This is a genomic window from Streptomyces sp. NRRL B-3229 (assembly GCF_000719505.1).
Lineage (GTDB): Bacteria > Actinomycetota > Actinomycetes > Streptomycetales > Streptomycetaceae > Streptomyces > Streptomyces griseorubiginosus.
This window is the reverse complement of the sequence record NZ_JOGP01000024.1, coordinates 52,987-69,345: the sequence shown is the minus strand read 5'-3', so window position 1 is coordinate 69,345 and position 16,359 is coordinate 52,987. Positions and strand designations below refer to the sequence as shown.

General features: G+C 71.0%; 15 protein-coding genes. 11 read left to right on the top strand and 4 right to left on the bottom strand.

The annotated features are described in order from the left end of the window. Nucleotides 1–33: 33 nt before the first annotated feature. Complete coding sequence (locus tag IF54_RS0131510; RefSeq protein ID WP_030324960.1) at nt 34–1,680, bottom strand: RICIN domain-containing protein; 1,647 nt, start codon at nt 1,678–1,680, stop codon at nt 34–36. Between the two features lie 188 nt (nt 1,681–1,868). Further along, nucleotides 1,869–2,771, bottom strand: coding sequence for an RNA polymerase sigma factor SigF (locus IF54_RS0131505; protein WP_107047920.1), 903 nt, complete (start codon nt 2,769–2,771; stop codon nt 1,869–1,871). A gap of 250 nt (nt 2,772–3,021) precedes the next feature. Here IF54_RS0131505 and IF54_RS0131500 point away from each other — a divergent pair, with 250 nt between their 5' ends. From IF54_RS0131500 to IF54_RS0131475, 6 genes are all read left to right on the top strand, one after another. Next, complete coding sequence (locus IF54_RS0131500; RefSeq protein WP_030324956.1) at nt 3,022–3,402, top strand: STAS domain-containing protein; 381 nt, start codon at nt 3,022–3,024, stop codon at nt 3,400–3,402. A gap of 226 nt (nt 3,403–3,628) precedes the next feature. Then, complete coding sequence (locus IF54_RS0131495; protein ID WP_030324954.1) at nt 3,629–4,111, top strand: ATP-binding protein; 483 nt, start codon at nt 3,629–3,631, stop codon at nt 4,109–4,111. A 296-nt stretch (nt 4,112–4,407) separates the two neighbouring features. Next, a complete protein-coding gene (locus tag IF54_RS0131490; RefSeq protein ID WP_030324952.1) occupies nt 4,408–5,121 on the top strand; it encodes an LPXTG cell wall anchor domain-containing protein in 714 nt (237 codons plus the stop codon). Between the two features lie 37 nt (nt 5,122–5,158). Next, nucleotides 5,159–5,989 carry a hypothetical protein gene (locus IF54_RS0131485; protein WP_030324950.1) on the top strand — a complete coding sequence of 277 codons (831 nt, stop codon included), beginning with the start codon at nt 5,159–5,161 and terminating at the stop codon, nt 5,987–5,989. Next, nucleotides 5,986–7,110, top strand: a complete 1,125-nt coding sequence (locus IF54_RS0131480) for a hypothetical protein (RefSeq protein WP_030324948.1) — start codon at nt 5,986–5,988, stop codon at nt 7,108–7,110. Before IF54_RS0131485 ends, IF54_RS0131480 begins: the two co-directional genes overlap by 4 nt. Beyond that, on the top strand, nt 7,107–8,417 hold the full coding sequence (locus IF54_RS0131475) for a hypothetical protein (protein ID WP_420790698.1): 1,311 nt from the start codon (nt 7,107–7,109) through the stop codon (nt 8,415–8,417). The genes IF54_RS0131480 and IF54_RS0131475 overlap by 4 nt, the downstream gene beginning before the upstream one ends. A 99-nt stretch (nt 8,418–8,516) precedes the next feature. On the opposite strand, the gene IF54_RS0131470 is transcribed toward IF54_RS0131475, so the two are convergent. Continuing rightward, nucleotides 8,517–10,061, bottom strand: a complete 1,545-nt coding sequence (locus IF54_RS0131470) for a peptide MFS transporter (protein WP_030324943.1) — start codon at nt 10,059–10,061, stop codon at nt 8,517–8,519. A 296-nt stretch (nt 10,062–10,357) separates the two neighbouring features. Between IF54_RS0131470 and IF54_RS0131465 the strand changes: the two genes are divergently transcribed. After that, nucleotides 10,358–11,035, top strand: coding sequence for a response regulator transcription factor (locus IF54_RS0131465; RefSeq protein ID WP_007382513.1), 678 nt, complete (start codon nt 10,358–10,360; stop codon nt 11,033–11,035). 32 nt (nt 11,036–11,067) lie between these two features. Continuing rightward, entirely contained in the window at nt 11,068–12,342 is a 1,275-nt protein-coding gene (locus tag IF54_RS0131460; protein WP_030324941.1) for an ATP-binding protein, read from the top strand. Nucleotides 12,343–12,494: 152 nt separating this feature from the next. Here IF54_RS0131460 and IF54_RS0131455 read toward each other — a convergent pair whose 3' ends face one another. After that, nucleotides 12,495–13,010: a GtrA family protein gene (locus tag IF54_RS0131455; RefSeq protein ID WP_030324939.1), complete on the bottom strand. Its 516-nt coding sequence runs from the start codon at nt 13,008–13,010 to the stop codon at nt 12,495–12,497. Between the two features lie 177 nt (nt 13,011–13,187). Here IF54_RS0131455 and IF54_RS0131450 point away from each other — a divergent pair, with 177 nt between their 5' ends. From IF54_RS0131450 to IF54_RS0131440, 3 genes are read left to right on the top strand one after another with little or no spacing between them, the layout of a single operon-like run. Next, entirely contained in the window at nt 13,188–14,348 is a 1,161-nt protein-coding gene (locus IF54_RS0131450; RefSeq protein ID WP_030324938.1) for a 5-(carboxyamino)imidazole ribonucleotide synthase, read from the top strand. 20 nt (nt 14,349–14,368) lie between these two features. Further along, nucleotides 14,369–14,866 carry a 5-(carboxyamino)imidazole ribonucleotide mutase gene (gene purE / locus IF54_RS0131445; RefSeq protein ID WP_030324933.1) on the top strand — a complete coding sequence of 166 codons (498 nt, stop codon included), beginning with the start codon at nt 14,369–14,371 and terminating at the stop codon, nt 14,864–14,866. Further along, a complete protein-coding gene (locus IF54_RS0131440) occupies nt 14,863–16,050 on the top strand; it encodes a dipeptidase (RefSeq protein WP_030324931.1) in 1,188 nt (395 codons plus the stop codon). Before purE ends, IF54_RS0131440 begins: the two co-directional genes overlap by 4 nt. Nucleotides 16,051–16,359: the final 309 nt, after the last annotated feature.

Below are 16,359 nucleotides of genomic sequence, written 5' to 3'. Positions count from 1 at the left end.
TGACCGCCCTGACCGCCCTGACGGACATCGCCGTTACGACGCCCCCGCCCGCCACCGCTGCTCCGCACCCCCGGTCAGCGGTTCCAGCGAGACCCCGTTCGCGTCGCCCGGGGTCACTCCCGTCTCGATCGCGATCGCCGGGCGGATCACGCCGTCGGAGTCCACCGTGAAGCGGAGGTTGTCGCCGTGGCTGCCCTCCACGGAGTCGCAGGACCAGATGCCGAGGCCCTTGTCGACGTCCCCGCGGCTGTCGAGGCAGAAGTCGGGGTCGGCGGCGGACTGGAGGACACCACGGGCGGTGTCGGCACGCCAGCGCTGGGAGGCGGCCGAGGTGCAGGGCGCGGTGACGACGTCCGTGCCGTTGTCGAGGTCGCCGGAGACGTCCAGGCAGCGGCCCGTGGCGAGATTCACCACCTGGGCGTAGGAGCCGCCGGGCGCGCGGAACGGGGGTGGGCTCGTTCTGCGGGGCGGGGACGGGCTCGGTGACGCGGAAGGCGGTCTGCTCGACGAGGAGAGGGACGGGGACGGGGACGAGGACGGGGACGAAGAGGGGGAGAGGGAGGGCGCTAGGGTCGGCGGGACCGTCGTGGTCACCGTCACCTGCGAGGGGCCCGGCAGCGCGGTGCCTGCCGCTTCCGAGGCCGGGTCACCGTCCCGCGTCCCCAGGAACAGCAGCAGCGGCGCCAACGCCACCCCCAGCGCCGCCGACGCCAGCACGAGCCGCCGCTGCCGCGGCCAGGTCCCCGCAACCGCCCCCGGCATCGCCCGCCGACCCGAGCGGGACCCGCCCGCCCTCGACTCCCGCGACCGGGACCCGCCCGCCCCCGACGCCTGCGACAGCGGTCCCGCCTCCGACGGCCGCGCACCCGCCCCCGCGTCCCGCTCCGCCCGCACGTACGCCGCCCCGCCCCAAGGCAGCAGCCCCTCCGCCAGTGCCGTCCGCGGGGTGTCGCGCAGTGCGCGCTGTTCCTCGTGGGCGGCCGCGCAGTGCGGGCAGTGGATCATGTGGGCGCGCAGATCGGCGCTGTCCCGGGGGTTGTCCGGCCGTACGGACTCCTCGATGAGCCGGCGGAAGTCCGCGCAGCGGGGATCGTCCGAGGCGGCCAGGCGGGACCGCAGACAGGCCTGGGCGAGCGCGTTCAGGGCGCCCTCCGTGCCGTAGACCACGTCCTCGCGGGTGAGGCCCAGGTGGACGGCCGTGCGCTCCTCCGGCTCGGCCTCCACCAGGGCGTACCAGACAAGGCCCTGGACGCGGGCCGGAAGGGATTCGAAGGCGGTGAGCACGGGGGGTAGGGGACCGTCGGGTCCGGAGGTGTTCAGGAGCAGCAGGATGCTCGCCTCCAGGCCGGCCGACCGCTGGTCCCCGGCCCACTGCGCGGCCGAGCGGGCCGTGAGCAGCAGGAGCCGGTGGCGCCAGGGGAGGCCGGGGTCGATTCCGCGGGCCGTCTCCCTGGCCGCGAGCGTGAAGGTCTGCGCGGCCAGCTGCCGGGCCGCGCTCTCACCGGCCGTGCACAGGCGGGCGTAGGCCAGGACCGCGGGCTGGTGGCGGGCGCGCAGCTCCAGCAGGGCCGCGTACGCCGTGGTCGTGTCGGCGCGCAGCAGCTCGGTGAGACGGGCGTCGGACGCGCCCTCGTGCCCCCCGGCGCGTACGCCGTCCCCCGCCCCCTCGGCCCGCGCCATGCGCCTCTCCTCCTGACGTACCGGCCAGTCTGTGAGCGACCATAGTGAGGGAAGTGCACCCTGGGGGAAAGGGTTACTCCAAGTAACTGTGGAGCGTCCGAAATGCCCGTGCGGACGGGTCCGGAACGCACGGTGCCCGGTGTCCCATCGGACACCGGGCACACGCGCAGGTCAGTGGTGCCGACCCGTCACTCCTCGACGGTCAGGCCCTTGCGGAGCTTCACCAGCGTCCGCGACAGCAGCCGCGACACGTGCATCTGGGAGATCCCGAGCTCGTCGCCGATCTCCGACTGGGTCATGCCCGCGACGAAGCGCAGCGAGAGGATGGTGCGGTCCCGGGAGGGCAGTTCGGCGATCAGCGGCTTCAGGGACTCGACGTACTCGATGCCCTCGAGCCCGTGGTCCTCGTAGCCGATCCGGTCGGTCAGCGCGCCCTCGGAGTCGTCCTCCTCGGACTGGGCGTCCAGCGAGGCGGCGGTGTACGCGTTGGACGCCGCCATGCCCTCGACGACCTCCTCCCTCGACAGTCCGAGGCGCTCGGCGAGCTCGGCCACGGTGGGGGCGCGGTCGAGCTTCTGGGCCAGTTCGTCGCCGGCCTTGGCCAGGTCGAGCCGGAGCTCCTGAAGGCGGCGCGGCACCCGCACCGACCAGGACGTGTCCCGGAAGAAACGCTTGATCTCGCCCACGATGGTTGGCATCGCGAAGGTGGGGAACTCCACTCCGCGACTCAGTTCGAAGCGGTCGATCGCCTTGATCAGGCCGATGGTGCCGACCTGGATGATGTCCTCCATCGGTTCACTGCGGGAGCGGAACCGGGAGGCGGCGAACTTGACCAGGGCGAGGTTCAGTTCGACGAGCGTGTTGCGGACGTACGAATACTCGTGCGTGCCCTCCTCCAGCGACTCAAGCCGCGCGAAGAGGGTCTTGGAGAGGGCTCGCGCGTCCATCGCTCCCACCTCTTCGAACGGCGGGATCTCCGGAAGCCCGGCGAGCACGTCGTCTTCGCTGTCCTGCTCGATGGGATTCAGATGTTCCGGGGGGGATGTCAACGCCGCCTGATGGGTATGCGAGGCGTCGAGCCGGGGTGACATGATGTCCTCCATCGTTCTCGGCATAAGGCTGCCGAAGCCAGTTCGTGCACTGCGGTGTGCGGCGCCTCCAAAGCCGGCCGTGTCGAGTACGTGTGTCTACTAGCCCTACCCGGTTTCCCGACACGACCGCAAGTGTGTTCTGTGTGTTTATGTCCGTTTGCGTGCGATTGTTCGGGTGTCGGAGGGTGTGGAGAAGGCGTAGTGTTCGAGGGCGTCATCAGCAGCCACGACGTCGGGAGAGAGAGACGGCATGGACCGCGGGACGGTCGGCAGCGCACAGTCTGGCCGGCTTCTGGTTGAGGTGCGGCAAGAGGGCTCCAGTGCCGTCGTGACTCCGGCAGGTGAGTTGGATCACCACACGGCCGATTTGTTGCGTGAGCCACTCGAGGACTGCCTCGCCAAGGGGAAGAGCCGGCTTGTCGTCGACTGCACACGGCTGGAGTTCTGTGACTCCACCGGACTGAATGTGCTGCTGGGGGCACGGCTGAAGGCCGAGGCGGCGGGGGGTGGCGTACATCTTGCGGGCATGCTGCCCGTCGTGGCGCGGGTCTTCGAGATCACGGGGGCCGACGCGGTCTTCACCGTGCACGACACGCTGGACGAGGCCCTGGCCGACGGGGCCGGCGACTGAGACCCGAGCAGGGCGGCGGCCCCAGGGGCCTCCGCTCGTGCCCGTTCGTCTCCTCCGACCGGTACTCATCGGGTGTCACACCCCGCGTGCGGGACATACGTCCCGAATAGAGGGGTGTTCCACCGGTCCGCTCGGGCAGGAGACATCCGTACTGACTGTTTTCGGTGAACGACCATGCAGTGACGTTTTGAATCGTGAACCGGTGAATCGGTGAGGTGAAGCGCTGATGAGCACCACCCGGCCCTACCCGCCGGGCGACCGTGACCCGGAGCCCGAGGCTGCCGCCGAGGTGCCGCAAGGACGGCAGGTCCGCCGGCTGAGCTTCGACGGCGAGAGTGCGGTCGTTCCGCTCGCGCGCGACTTCACCCGGCAGGCGTTGTACGCGTGGGGCTGGCTGCCGGCCGCGGGCGCGGACCAGCGGGCCGCCGCGGAGGACGTCCTGCTCGTGGTGTCGGAGCTGGTCACCAACGCGTGCCTGCACGCGGAGGGGCCGGACCAGCTTCAGATCTCCTGCGACCGCAAGGTCATCCGGCTCGAGGTCTCCGACAAGGGCGCGGGCCAGCCGGCTCCCCGCTCACCGCACCGGGCCGGGCGCCCCGGCGGCCACGGGATGTTCATCGTGCAGCGGCTCTGCCTCGACTGGGGAGTCGTCCGCGGCCCCGGCGAGACCGGCAAGACGGTGTGGGCGGAACTGGGCGCCCCGGCCTGACCCTGCCGGGACGCCGTCGCGAGCGGTACATCCCGGCCCCGGGGCCTTTTCGTCCTTCAGGCGTGCCGAGCTGCCTTCTGCCGCCGTGCGGACCGGCCGTGCGGATCGGCCGAGCTGAGCAGTCGACGTGAGCAGTCCACCTGAGCAGCCGATCCCGGGAGCGGTAGCTCCCCGTCCTGTCTCAAGGAGCGCCCCCACAGTTCCGGCGCTTCCTTTCTCTTCCTTCCTCCGGTGCCCCGGCGTACCTTGACGGCCGATCTGATGTGCCGTCAGGAACGAGTAAGGGGAGCGGAACCGTGTCGTACCCGAAGCGAACCGCCGCGCTCGCGTCCGTCGCGGCCCTGGCCGGCTCGGCGGTGCTGATGACCGCCCCCGCTGCCCATGCCGAGGTCGTGAACGTCAACTACCAGTGCAAGACCCCGATCGGCGACAAGAGCGCCGTCTCGCCCATCGACATCAAGGGCGTCAAGAGCGGCGGCGGATACAAGATCACCATGTCCTGGCAGAAGGGCGTCTCGTCCAGCCCCGTCGACCTCGGCAAGGGCGCGATGAACCCGAGCGCCACCATCGAGCTGGGCGGCGCGGACAGCGGCACGATGAACGTGACCGGCCCCGCCAACCAGGCCGTCGTCCCCGCCAACACCCCCATCAAGATCAACGACCTGACCGGGACGTACACCCCGAAGAAGTCCGGCAAGGTCACCTTCACCGCGGGCGTGCTCACCATCAAGGCCCTCGGCACGACCACCACGTGCACGCCGACCAACAGCCCCGGCGCCTCCCTCACCCTGGACGTCACCGCCGCCTCGGGCTCCACCGGCGGCAGCGGCTCCTCCGGCGGCACCGGGAGCGGCAGCGGCTCCGGCGGCACTGGCACCTCGCTCCCGCAGACCGGCCCCGAGGACTCGGCGATCGCCCTGGGCACCCTCGGCGGCACCGTGCTGCTCGCGGGCGCCGCGGGCACCCTCTGGCTCACCCGGCGCCACCAGACGGCCCGCGTGCGCCGCTGAATCCGTACGACAGTCCGTACGACAGCTGGAGCCGCCCATGCCGTCCGCCGCCCGCACGCTGCCCCTGGCCCTCTCCCTGCCCCTGCTGCTCCTGCTGGGGCCCGTCGCCGCGGCCCGCGCCGCCGACGGATGGTCCCTCGCGCCCGCGGGCGGCGGCCGGCCCGCCTTCTACGCCGAGGGCGCGCCCGGGACAGTCGTCCAGGACACGGTGTCCGTGACCAACCGGGGCAGCCGGCCGGTCACCGTACGGCTGTCCGGCGCCACGTTCGCCCGCGGTGCCGTCCGGGTCCCGGCCCGCACCCGCGCCGACGTCCCCTTCACGGTGACCGTCCCCGACCACGACCGCGGCACCCGGATCCTCGCGCGCGACGACACCGGCGGCACCCGGAGCCTCCCGGTCCACCTGCGCTCGACCGCCCCCGAGCTGTCCGCCCTGACCGTCGAGCACGTCACGGTGCACGCCGACCGCATCACCTACGACGTCGTCAACCGCGGTACAACGCCCCTCACGCCGCGCGTCGCCGTACGCGCGGACGGCGTCCTCGGTCGCCTCCTCGACCTGCCTCCACGCACCCTCCCCGTGCGCCTCCCGCCGGGCTCCCGCCTGCACCTCACCGAGCCCTGGGCGGACCCGCCCGCTCTGGACGCGGTCTCTGTCCGGCTTACGGTCACCGCGGCAGGAGGCGCCCACGACACCGCAGGCGCGTCCGCACGGTTCGTGCCCTGGCGCGGGGTGGCGGGAGCCGCGGTGGCGCTGGCGGCTGGGGGCGCCTGCTTCGTCGTACGCCGTCGAAGGAGCCGTACGACCGACCGGTTGACCTCCGACGCGCCGTGCACGGAAGCCGAGTTGACGGGAGCGACGACGTGAACCGGAAGCTTCGGGCCGCGGTGCTGGTGGCGGTGCTCGCGCTGCTGCTCGCCCCCCTCGCCGGGACCGCCGCCGCGGCCGACCGGCCGAGCGTGCAGCTGTCCAAGTCCCAGGCGGGCACCGGGGGTTCGATCACCGTGAGCGGCAGCGGCTGGCGGGGGCGGACGCTGCTGATGATCCTGATCTGCGGACAGGCCGTGCCCTCGCGCGGGGTGCCGGGCGGCACCAACTCCTGTGCCAACGCGGACGGCCGGGCCGTCACCACCGACGCGAAGGGCGGCTTCAGCAGGAAGCTCCCCGTGTCCGAACCGCCGGTGCCCTGCCCGTGCGTGGTGCACGTGGCCACGGTGACCGGCGCCAAGGCCGAGGCCGACGTGATCTTCCAGGTGGCCGGGCACGCCGTGGAGCCGCTGCCCGCGGACACCTCCGGCGGGCGGTTGTCCGTCCTCACCGACACCGCCCTGAAAGGCTCCAGCGGCCTGCTGACCTGGTTCGGAGCACCTCCCGCCCGCACCCTGGTCTTCACCGTCGGCAACGTCGGCACCTCCGACGTCAGGAACCCGGTCTTCCAAGTCGGCACCGCCCACGGCGTGTTCGCCCCGCAGTGGGACGAACAGCAGTGGCGCGGCACCGTCAAGCCCGGCGGCAGGGCACGGATCGAACTGCCCGTCGAGCTCTCGGCCGGCGCGCACGGCGACTACACGGTGTCCCTGAAGTACGGCGGCAAGGTGCTCGCCGAGCAGCCCTGGGGCGTGGGCCGGCCCTGGGGCGTGACGCTGTTCTGGATCCTGGTCTGCCTGGTCGTGCCGGCGGCGCTGTTCCGCACCGGCATGGCCGTCGTGGACCGGGTGCGGCCGCGGCCCGCCGGCGGGGTCCGGCACCGCGGTGTGCGGCTGCCCGAACTCGCCCTGCGCCTGCCGGGGTTCAAGCCCTCCACGGCCGCGCACGCGGCCCCTCCCAGCACCTCCACCCTGCCGTGGTTCACCCCGGACGCTGATCCGGGCGCGGCCGGTGGCCGGCTCTCCGCACCGCACGACGACAGCCCGACGAGTCCAGCGACTCCCACGAGTCCTCCGGCTCCCACGAGTCCTGCGACTCCCACCAGAGAGGGATCCACGTGAGCATGCGAAGGAGAGTCACACCGGCCGCCGGGCCGAGAAGAGCGGGCGCTGCCGGTGCGGCGCTGGCGCTGGTCGGGGCGGGCGTGGTGCTCGGCCTGGCGGCCGGGCCCGCGCAGGCCGCCGAGGTGTCGTTCGCGACCCGCTGTGTGCCGCCCGCGGGTGTCGGGCTCGACCCCGTCAACGGCACCACCAAGGTCGAGGTCACCGCCCCCGCCACGGCGAAGGTCGGCGACGAGATCACCGTGGTGTGGAAGTTCACCCAGGCCGCGTCCAAGAACCCGAACATCATCGACCTGCCCGCAAACTCGGTGCAGCCGACCGGCACCTTGAAGGCCGCCGGTGCGCAGAGCGCCGACATCGCGATGACCGGGCCGCGCGAGAACCCCGCCATCCCCAAGGGCGGCGACATGGTGCTGTCCGACATGAAGGGCACCCTGAAACTGACGGCGGCCGGGGAGCTGACGCTGACGCCGGGCGCCTACACGGTGAACGCGATGGGCACCAACACGGTGTGCACGCCGACGGAGACGGTCCCCAAGGCGGCGACGGTCACCGTGGTGCAGGGGAACGGGACGTCGACACCGGACCCGACCGACACCCCGACCCCGACACCGACCCCCACGGACACCGGGAGTCCTGGCCCGACCCCGAGCACCACGGAGTCCTCGGGCGGCGGCCAGACCGACTTCACCGGCAAGGCGGTCTCCATCCCCTACACCTGCCAGTCGCCCCTCGGTGAGAAGAAGGCGACCTCCGAGATCCAGATCAACGCCAAGAAGGACGGCGGCAGTTACGGCATCACCGTGCAGTTCAAGAACTCCCCGATGGACAGCCCCGCCGACATCCCCGCGGACTCGGTGAAGCCCTCCATGGAGGTCACCCTGGGCGGTGCCGACACCGGCACGGTCTCCGTCGAGGGGCCCACCAACTCCGCGCCCATCAAGTCCGGCGACCCGATCGCGATCCCCGACATGACGGGTACGTACAAGCCGGGGGCTACGGGGGAGTCGACCCTGTCCCCGGGCGTCCTGACGATCAAGGCCCTGGGTACGACGACCACCTGCAAGCCCGACAAGACCGAGGTCTCCCTCACCCTCACCACGGAGAAACAGGAGGGCGGCGCGTCCGGCGGGACGTCAGGCTCGGGCGGCACTTCAGGCACCGGCGGCTCCTCGACGAGCGGCGGCCTGGCGGCGACGGGCGCCGACGACCACGCGGCCCTGAAGGCACTGGGCCTGGTGGCGGGCACGGCGGTGCTGCTGGGCGGCGCGGTGTTCACGTTCATGCCCGGAAGAAGGGCACGGTAGCCGACCTCAGGGGCGCGGGGCACCGCGCACGGTACGTGAAACCGACGGGGCCGTCGGAACCCACCTGGATTCCAACGGCCCCTTGATTTCAGAACTGACTCAGCGAACGTCCCCCATGAGGGACTTCACCTTCCGCCGGTACATCCACACGGCGAACCCGGCGAGAGCCGCGAGCGCCGCCTCACCGAAGACCGCCGCCGTCCCGCTGAGGTCGACCCCGGCGATCGCCGGGTTGGACAGCAGGCCGGTGATCGAGTCGCCCGCGGTCACCGCGAGGAACCAGACACCCATCATCTGCGAGGCGTACTTCGCGGGGGCCATCTTCGTGGTCACCGACAGACCCACCGGGGAGAGGCACAGCTCACCCACGGTCTGGATGAAGTAGATGCCCACCAGCCACATCGGGCTGACCGCGGTGCCGTTCGCCGCCATGGCGATCGGGATCAGGAAGAAGAAGAACGAGACGCCGATCAGGACCAGGCCCATCGAGAACTTCACGATGGTGCTGGGCTCCTTGCCCTTGCGGTTCAGCCACACCCACAGCCAGGCGAAGACCGGGGCCAGCGCCATGATGAACAGCGGGTTCAGCGACTGGTACCAGGAGGTCGGGAAGCCGAAGCCGAGCAGGGAGTCCGCGGTCTTCTGGTCGTTCGAGCCGAACGCCTGGACCGTGGACGCGCCCTGGTCGTAGATCATCCAGAACACGGCGGCCGCGACGAAGAACCAGATGTAGCCGGACATCTTCGACTGCTCGTCGTTCGTCAGCTCCTTGTCCCGCTTGATGCGCAGCAGCACACCCGCCGGGACGACCAGGCCGATGACGGTGAGCGGGATCATCGCCCAGTTCAGCGTGAAGTGGCCGGTGAAGCCGACGACGCCGTAGAAGACGGTCGCGGCGATGACCCAGAACAGGCCCTTGCGCAGCCAGGCCGCGCGCTCCTCGGCCGCCAGCGGCTTGGGGACGACGCTGCTGACCGGGCTCAGGTTGCGGGTGCCGAGCAGGAACGCGGCCAGGCCGATCGCCATGCCGACCGCGGCCATGCCGAAGCCGAGGTGCCAGCTGACCTCCTGGCCGACGGTGCCGATGGCCAGCGGGGCGAAGAAGGCACCGGCGTTGATGCCCATGTAGAAGATCGTGAAGCCGCCGTCGCGGCGCGGGTCGTCCGGGCCGTCGTAGAGGTGGCCGACCATCGTGGAGATGTTGGCCTTGAGCAGACCGGAACCGGCCGCGACCAGCGCCAGGCCCGCGAAGAACGGCGCCTGGCCGCCGGGCAGCGCCAGCGTGAGGTGACCGGCCATGATCGTGACGGCGGCGATGGCCACCGTCTTGCGGGGGCCCCAGACACGGTCGCCGAGCCAGCCGCCGGGCATGGCGAGCAGGTAGACCATCGCCGAGTAGACGGAGACGATCACGGTGGTGGTCGCCAGGTCCATCGCGAGGCCGCCGCCCATGCTGCCCTTGCCGGCGTCGGGGCCGCCGGAGAGCAGGTAGACGGTGAGCAGGGCCTTCATGCCGTAGTAGGAGAACCTCTCCCACATCTCGGTCATGAAGAGAGTGGCCAGTCCGCGGGGGTGGCCGAAGAAGGTCTTGTCGGAACCGGGGGTGCCCGGAGTCACCGAGTCCTTCGTCAGGCTGGACGCCATGGTCGTTCCTTGCTGGTGGGGATTACCGCACACAAAAGAGACCTTTGGCGACGGATGCGCGCCAAAGGTCCCCACGTTGCGACAGGCTTCGAGTCACCATACGGCAGGACAGTGCCGGAAATGGAAGGACTTGAGACCTGAATCACAGGTGCCGGTGGAACCGTACACCCGGTTTCTAAGGTCCCTACACGATTGCCATCCCACACTCACAGGTTCGCCCCACAATCGTGAAAGGTAAGAATCACGGGGTTGCGATCACACCGCAGCATCTGTCATGAGCGGTCTACCATCAGCTCATGACCCGTGTACTGCTCGCCGAGGACGATGCGTCCATTTCGGAGCCGCTGGCCCGCGCCCTGCGCCGGGAAGGGTACGAGGTCGAGGTGCGCGAGGACGGCCCCACCGCACTCGACGCCGGAATGCAGGGCGGCATCGACCTGGTCGTCCTCGACCTGGGTCTGCCCGGCATGGACGGCCTCGAGGTGGCCCGCCGACTGCGCGCCGAGGGCCACGCCGTACCCATCCTCATCCTGACCGCACGCGCCGACGAGGTGGACACCGTCGTCGGCCTGGACGCGGGCGCCGACGACTACGTCACCAAGCCCTTCCGCCTCGCCGAGCTGCTCGCCCGGGTCCGGGCGCTGCTGCGGCGCGGCGCCGCGGAGCCGGCCCAGCCGCCCGCCACGCACGGCGTGCGCATCGACGTCGAGTCGCACCGCGCCTGGATGGGCGACGAGGAACTCCAGCTCACCGCCAAGGAGTTCGACCTGCTGCGGGTGCTGGTGCGGGACGCGGGCCGGGTGGTGACCCGGGACCAGCTGATGCGCGAGGTCTGGGACACGACGTGGTGGTCGTCGACCAAGACGCTGGACATGCACATCTCGTGGCTGCGCAAGAAGCTCGGCGACGACGCGGCGAACCCGCGGTACATCGCGACGGTACGAGGCGTGGGCTTCCGCTTCGAGAAGAGCTGAACCCCGGCCATCCGGCTAGCAGGTAAGAGGACATGCGCCGTCGACTGATCCAGTCCACGCTCGCCGTGGTGCTCGTGGTGATCGCCGTCTTCGGCGTGTCCCTCGTCATCGTCGAGACTCGCACCATCAGCAACAGCGCTCAGGAGCGGGTGGATTCCGAGGCGATCCGGCTGGCCGGGATCGTGGACAGCCGGCTGTTCGCCGCGGAGGACGTGACCGGGGAGATCCTGCGTGACCAGGTCGCGCAGGAACGGTACGCCGTGATCCGGATCCCCGGTCGGGACCCGATCGAGGTCGGCACCAGGCTCTCCGGTGAAGTCATCAGCTCCACGCAGGAGGGCGAGGAGGGCGAGACGGTCACCGTGCAGGAGCCGCGCTCCTCGGTGACCCGCGAGGTCGGCCGCACCCTCCTGATCATCGGCCTGGTGGCCCTGCTCGCGGTGATCGCCGCCGTACTCCTCGCGATCCGCCAGGCCAACAAGCTCGCCTCGCCGCTCACCGACCTCGCCGAGACCGCCGAACGCCTCGGCTCCGGCGACCCGCGCCCCCGGCACAAGCGCTACGGCGTCCCCGAGCTGGACCGGGTCGCCGACGTCCTGGACTCCTCCGCGGAGCGCATCGCGCGCATGCTCACGGCGGAACGGCGGCTGGCCGCGGACGCCTCGCACCAGCTCCGTACGCCGCTCACCGCGCTGTCGATGCGGCTGGAGGAGATCACCCTCACCGACGACCCGGACACGGTGAAGGAGGAGGCGAACGTCGCGCTCACGCAGGTCGAGCGGCTGACGGACGTGGTCGAGCGGCTGCTCACCAACTCCCGTGACCCGCGCGCCGGCAACGCCGTCACCTTCGACCTCGACGAGGTCATCCAGCAGCAGCTCGCGGAGTGGCGGCCCGCCTACCGCAGCGCGGGCCGGGCCATCGTCAGCTCGGGCAAAAGGCACCTCACGGCAGTCGGCACGCCGGGCGCGGTCGCGCAGGTCCTGGCCGCGCTGATCGAGAACTCCCTCATGCACGGCGGCGGCACGGTGGCGCTGCGCACGCGGGTCACCGGCAACCAGGCGGTCATCGAGGTCACCGACGAGGGTCCCGGCGTCCCCGCGGACCTCGGGGCGCGGATCTTCGAGCGCACGATCAGCGGCCGCAACTCCACGGGGATCGGCCTTGCGGTGGCCCGGGACCTCGCGGAGGCGGACGGGGGCCGACTGGAGATGCTCCAGGCTCAGCCGCCGGTGTTCGGTCTGTTCCTGTCGCGGACGCCGCTGAGGTCGTCGTTGGTGGATGACGACGAGCCGATGGTGAGATGAGCGGCGGTGGTTCTTCGGGTGCGGGCCGGTGGGGGCGGGCGTTCTGCGCAGTTCCCCGCGCCCCTGAAAGGCATCGTCCCCGCGGCTCTGAAAGTAGCCCGGAGTGCCCCGCGGCCCTGCAAGCGTCGTAACCGCGCCGGTGAAAACTCTCGTCAGAGCGCTCGCTGGCGCGGTCGGAGCTTCCTCGCCGCCGCCTGCTCCGCTTCCTCCAGGAAGGACTCCGCGCTGGCCACGGCCTCCCGGGCCGGCAGGGTCTTGAAGACCCAGCTGCGGTAGGACCAGAAGCGGAAAAGTGTCGCGATGCCGATGCCGAGGAACTTGAAGATGTTGCTCTGGAGCGGGCTGTCCCAGCCGAAGCCGTAGGTCGCGGCGTACAGGATGCCGTTCTCGATGACCAGGCCGACCGCGCTGAACAGCAGGAACAGGGTCAGTTCCTTGGTGCGGCCGCTCTTGTCGCGGTCACGGTAGGTGAAGTACCGGAACCCGATGTAGTTGAAGACGATGGCCACCACCGTGGCGATGACACTCGCGCGGACCACCGGGAGGTCGGTGAGATGCCGGACGAGGTTGAAGACGGCGAGGTTGACCAGGAGGCCCGCACCGCCGACCGCGCCGAACTTGGCGGCCTCGCGAACGACCCTCCGCAGCCCTGAGGAACCATGTCCCATGGTTGTACAGTCCCCCAGTCGGGTCGGTCAGTCGAGTGATTTCGTCAACTCAGCCATGCTAACCATCCCCCCTGCCGGTTTCCTGTGGATGAACTCACACACAGGGAAACAAGCTGGTAAGAGGACCGGAAGAGGCGCGGAATCCGGCCGCCGTGGCGCGACCGATACCCTAAGGGCGTGACGTTCCCGGTAGTCGGCATGGTCGGCGGGGGGCAGCTCGCTCGTATGACACACGAGGCGGGCATCCCGCTCGGCATCAGGTTCAAGCTCCTCAGTGACACCCCTCAGGATTCCGCGGCGCAGGTGGTGAGCGATGTCGTCATCGGCGACTATCGCGACCTCGACACGCTCCGCGAGTTCGCGAAGGGCTGCGACGTGATCACTTTCGATCACGAACACGTACCCACCGAGCACCTCAGGGCCCTGGAGGCGGACGGCATCCCCGTACGCCCCGGCCCCGACGCGCTCGTGCACGCCCAGGACAAGGGGGTGATGCGCGCGAGGCTCACCGAGATCGGCGTGCCGTGCCCCCGGCACCGGATCGTGAGCGACCCGGCCGACGTGGCCGCGTTCGCCCGCGAAGGCCTCCCTGAAGGCGCGGAGGGCGACGGCTTCCCCGTTGTCCTCAAGACCGTCCGCGGCGGCTACGACGGCAAGGGCGTGTGGGTCGTGGACTCCGTCGAGGAGGCGGCCGACCCCTTCCGGGCCGGCGTCCCCGTCCTCGCCGAGGAGAAGGTCGACTACGTCCGCGAGCTCGCCGCCAACGTCGTACGGTCGCCGCACGGCCAGGCCGTCGCCTACCCGGTCGTCGAGTCCCAGCAGGTCAACGGCGTCTGCGACACGGTGATCGCCCCCGCGCCCGACCTGGACGAGGCCCTCGCGCTGAAGGCCGAGGAGATGGCCCTGTCGATCGCCAAGGAACTGGACGTCGTCGGCCACCTCGCCGTCGAGCTGTTCCAGACCCGCGACGGCCGCATCCTCGTCAACGAGCTCGCGATGCGCCCGCACAACTCCGGCCACTGGACCCAGGACGGCGCGATCACCTCGCAGTTCGCCAACCACGTCCGGGCCGTCCTCGACCTCCCGCTCGGCGACCCGCGCCCCCGCGCGCCGTGGACCGTCATGGTCAACGTCCTCGGCGGCGATTTCCCCGACATGTACTCCGCGTACCTGCACTGCATGGCCCGCGACCCCAAGCTGAAGATCCACATGTACGGCAAGGACGTGAAGCCCGGCCGCAAGGTCGGCCACGTCAACACCTACGGCGACGACCTGGACGACGTTCTCGAACGCGCACGTCACGCTGCCGGCTACCTGAGAGGCACGATCACCGAATGAGCCCCGTTGTAGGCATCGTCATGGGGTCGGACTCCGACTGGCCCGTCATGGAGGCCGCCGCCCAGGCGCTCGACGAGTTCGAGATCGAGTACGAGGTCGACGTGGTCTCCGCGCACCGGATGCCGCGCGAGATGATCGCGTACGGCGAGCAGGCGGCGGAGCGGGGCCTGAAGGTGATCATCGCGGGTGCCGGAGGCGCCGCCCACCTGCCGGGCATGCTCGCCTCCGTCACCCCGCTCCCCGTGATCGGCGTCCCGGTGCCGCTGAAGTACCTCGACGGCATGGACTCGCTGCTGTCGATCGTGCAGATGCCGGCCGGTGTCCCGGTCGCGACCGTCTCCGTCGCCGGCGCCCGCAACGCCGGTCTGCTCGCGACCCGGATCCTCGCCGCCCACGACGAGGAACTCCTCGCCCGGATGCGGGAGTTCCAGCAGGAGCTCAACGACCAGGCCACCGATAAGGGCAAGCGCCTCAGGGCCAAGGTCGAGGGCTCCAACGGCTTCGGCTTCGGCAAGTGACGGCCGCGGCAGAGCTGGCGGCGGCCCGGGAACTCCTGAGCGAGTTCCCGGTCGTCGACGGCCACAACGACCTGCCCTGGGCCCTGCGCGAACAGGTCCGCTACGACCTCGACGCCCGGGACATCGCCACCGACCAGTCGGCCCACCTGCACACCGACCTGGCCCGGCTGCGGGCCGGCGGGGTCGGCGCGCAGTACTGGTCGGTGTACGTCCGCTCGGACCTGCCCGACGCGGTGCCGGCGACCCTGGAACAGATCGACTGCGTACGGCAGCTCCAGGCGCGGTACGCCGACACGCTGCGGCCCGCGCTCACCGCCGCGGACATGGAGGCGGCCCGCCGGGAAGGCCGTATCGCCTCCCTCATGGGCGCCGAGGGCGGCCATTCCATCGCCAACTCCCTCGCGACGCTACGCGCGTTGTACGCGCTCGGCGTGCGCTACATGACCCTCACCCACAACGACAACGTGGACTGGGCGGACTCGGCGACCGACGAGCCCGGTGTCGGGGGCCTGTCGGCGTTCGGCCGTGCGGTGGTGCGGGAGATGAACCGCGAGGGCATGCTCGTGGACCTCTCGCACGTGGCGGCGACGACCATGCGGGACGCGCTGGACGCGACGAGCGCGCCGGTGATCTTCTCGCACTCCTCGGCGCGAGCCGTGTGCGACCACCCGCGCAACGTTCCCGACGACGTCCTGGAACGCCTGCCCGCCAACGGCGGCATGGCGATGGTGACCTTCGTGCCGAAGTTCGTCCTCCAGGCCGCCGTCGACTGGACGGCCGCCGCCGACGAGAACATGCGCGAGCACGGCTTCCACCACCTCGACACCACCCCGGAGGCGATGAAGGTGCACCGCGCCTTCGAGGAGCGCACCCCGCGCCCCGTCGCCACGGTCGCGACGGTCGCCGACCACCTCGACCACATGCGCGAGGTGGCGGGCGTCGACCACATCGGCATCGGCGGCGACTACGACGGCACCGCCTTCACCCCGGACGGCCTCGACGACGTCTCCGGCTATCCGAACCTCATCGCGGAACTCCTCGACCGCGGCTGGTCCAGGCCGGACCTGGCCAAGCTGACCTGGCAGAACGCGGTCCGGGTGCTGGGCGCGGCGGAGGACGTCTCCCGCGACCTTCGGGCCACACGGGGTCCGTCCAACGCGACTCTCACCGCACTCGACGGCTGAGCGTCCAGGGCGGGGTGGTCGGTGCAGCCGTCCGCCCCGCCCACGTATACGGGGGCGGCGCTGAATCCCGTGCGGGCCCCGGGAGGGACGAGGAACACCTGACCCACGGCCGCGGTCGGGGGGCAGGGGGCAAGGGGTGAAAGGCGAGGTCGGAGGCCTTTGGGCGGCCCGTGGGGCCGGTGGACCGGCCAGGCCCCCCGCGTGGATCCGGGCCGTACCCCCGAACGCCCCGTCCACCAGGAAGCGCCCCGCACCCCGTGCGACGGTGACCGTACGGCGATCAGGAAGATCACGACGTACGGAGCCCGT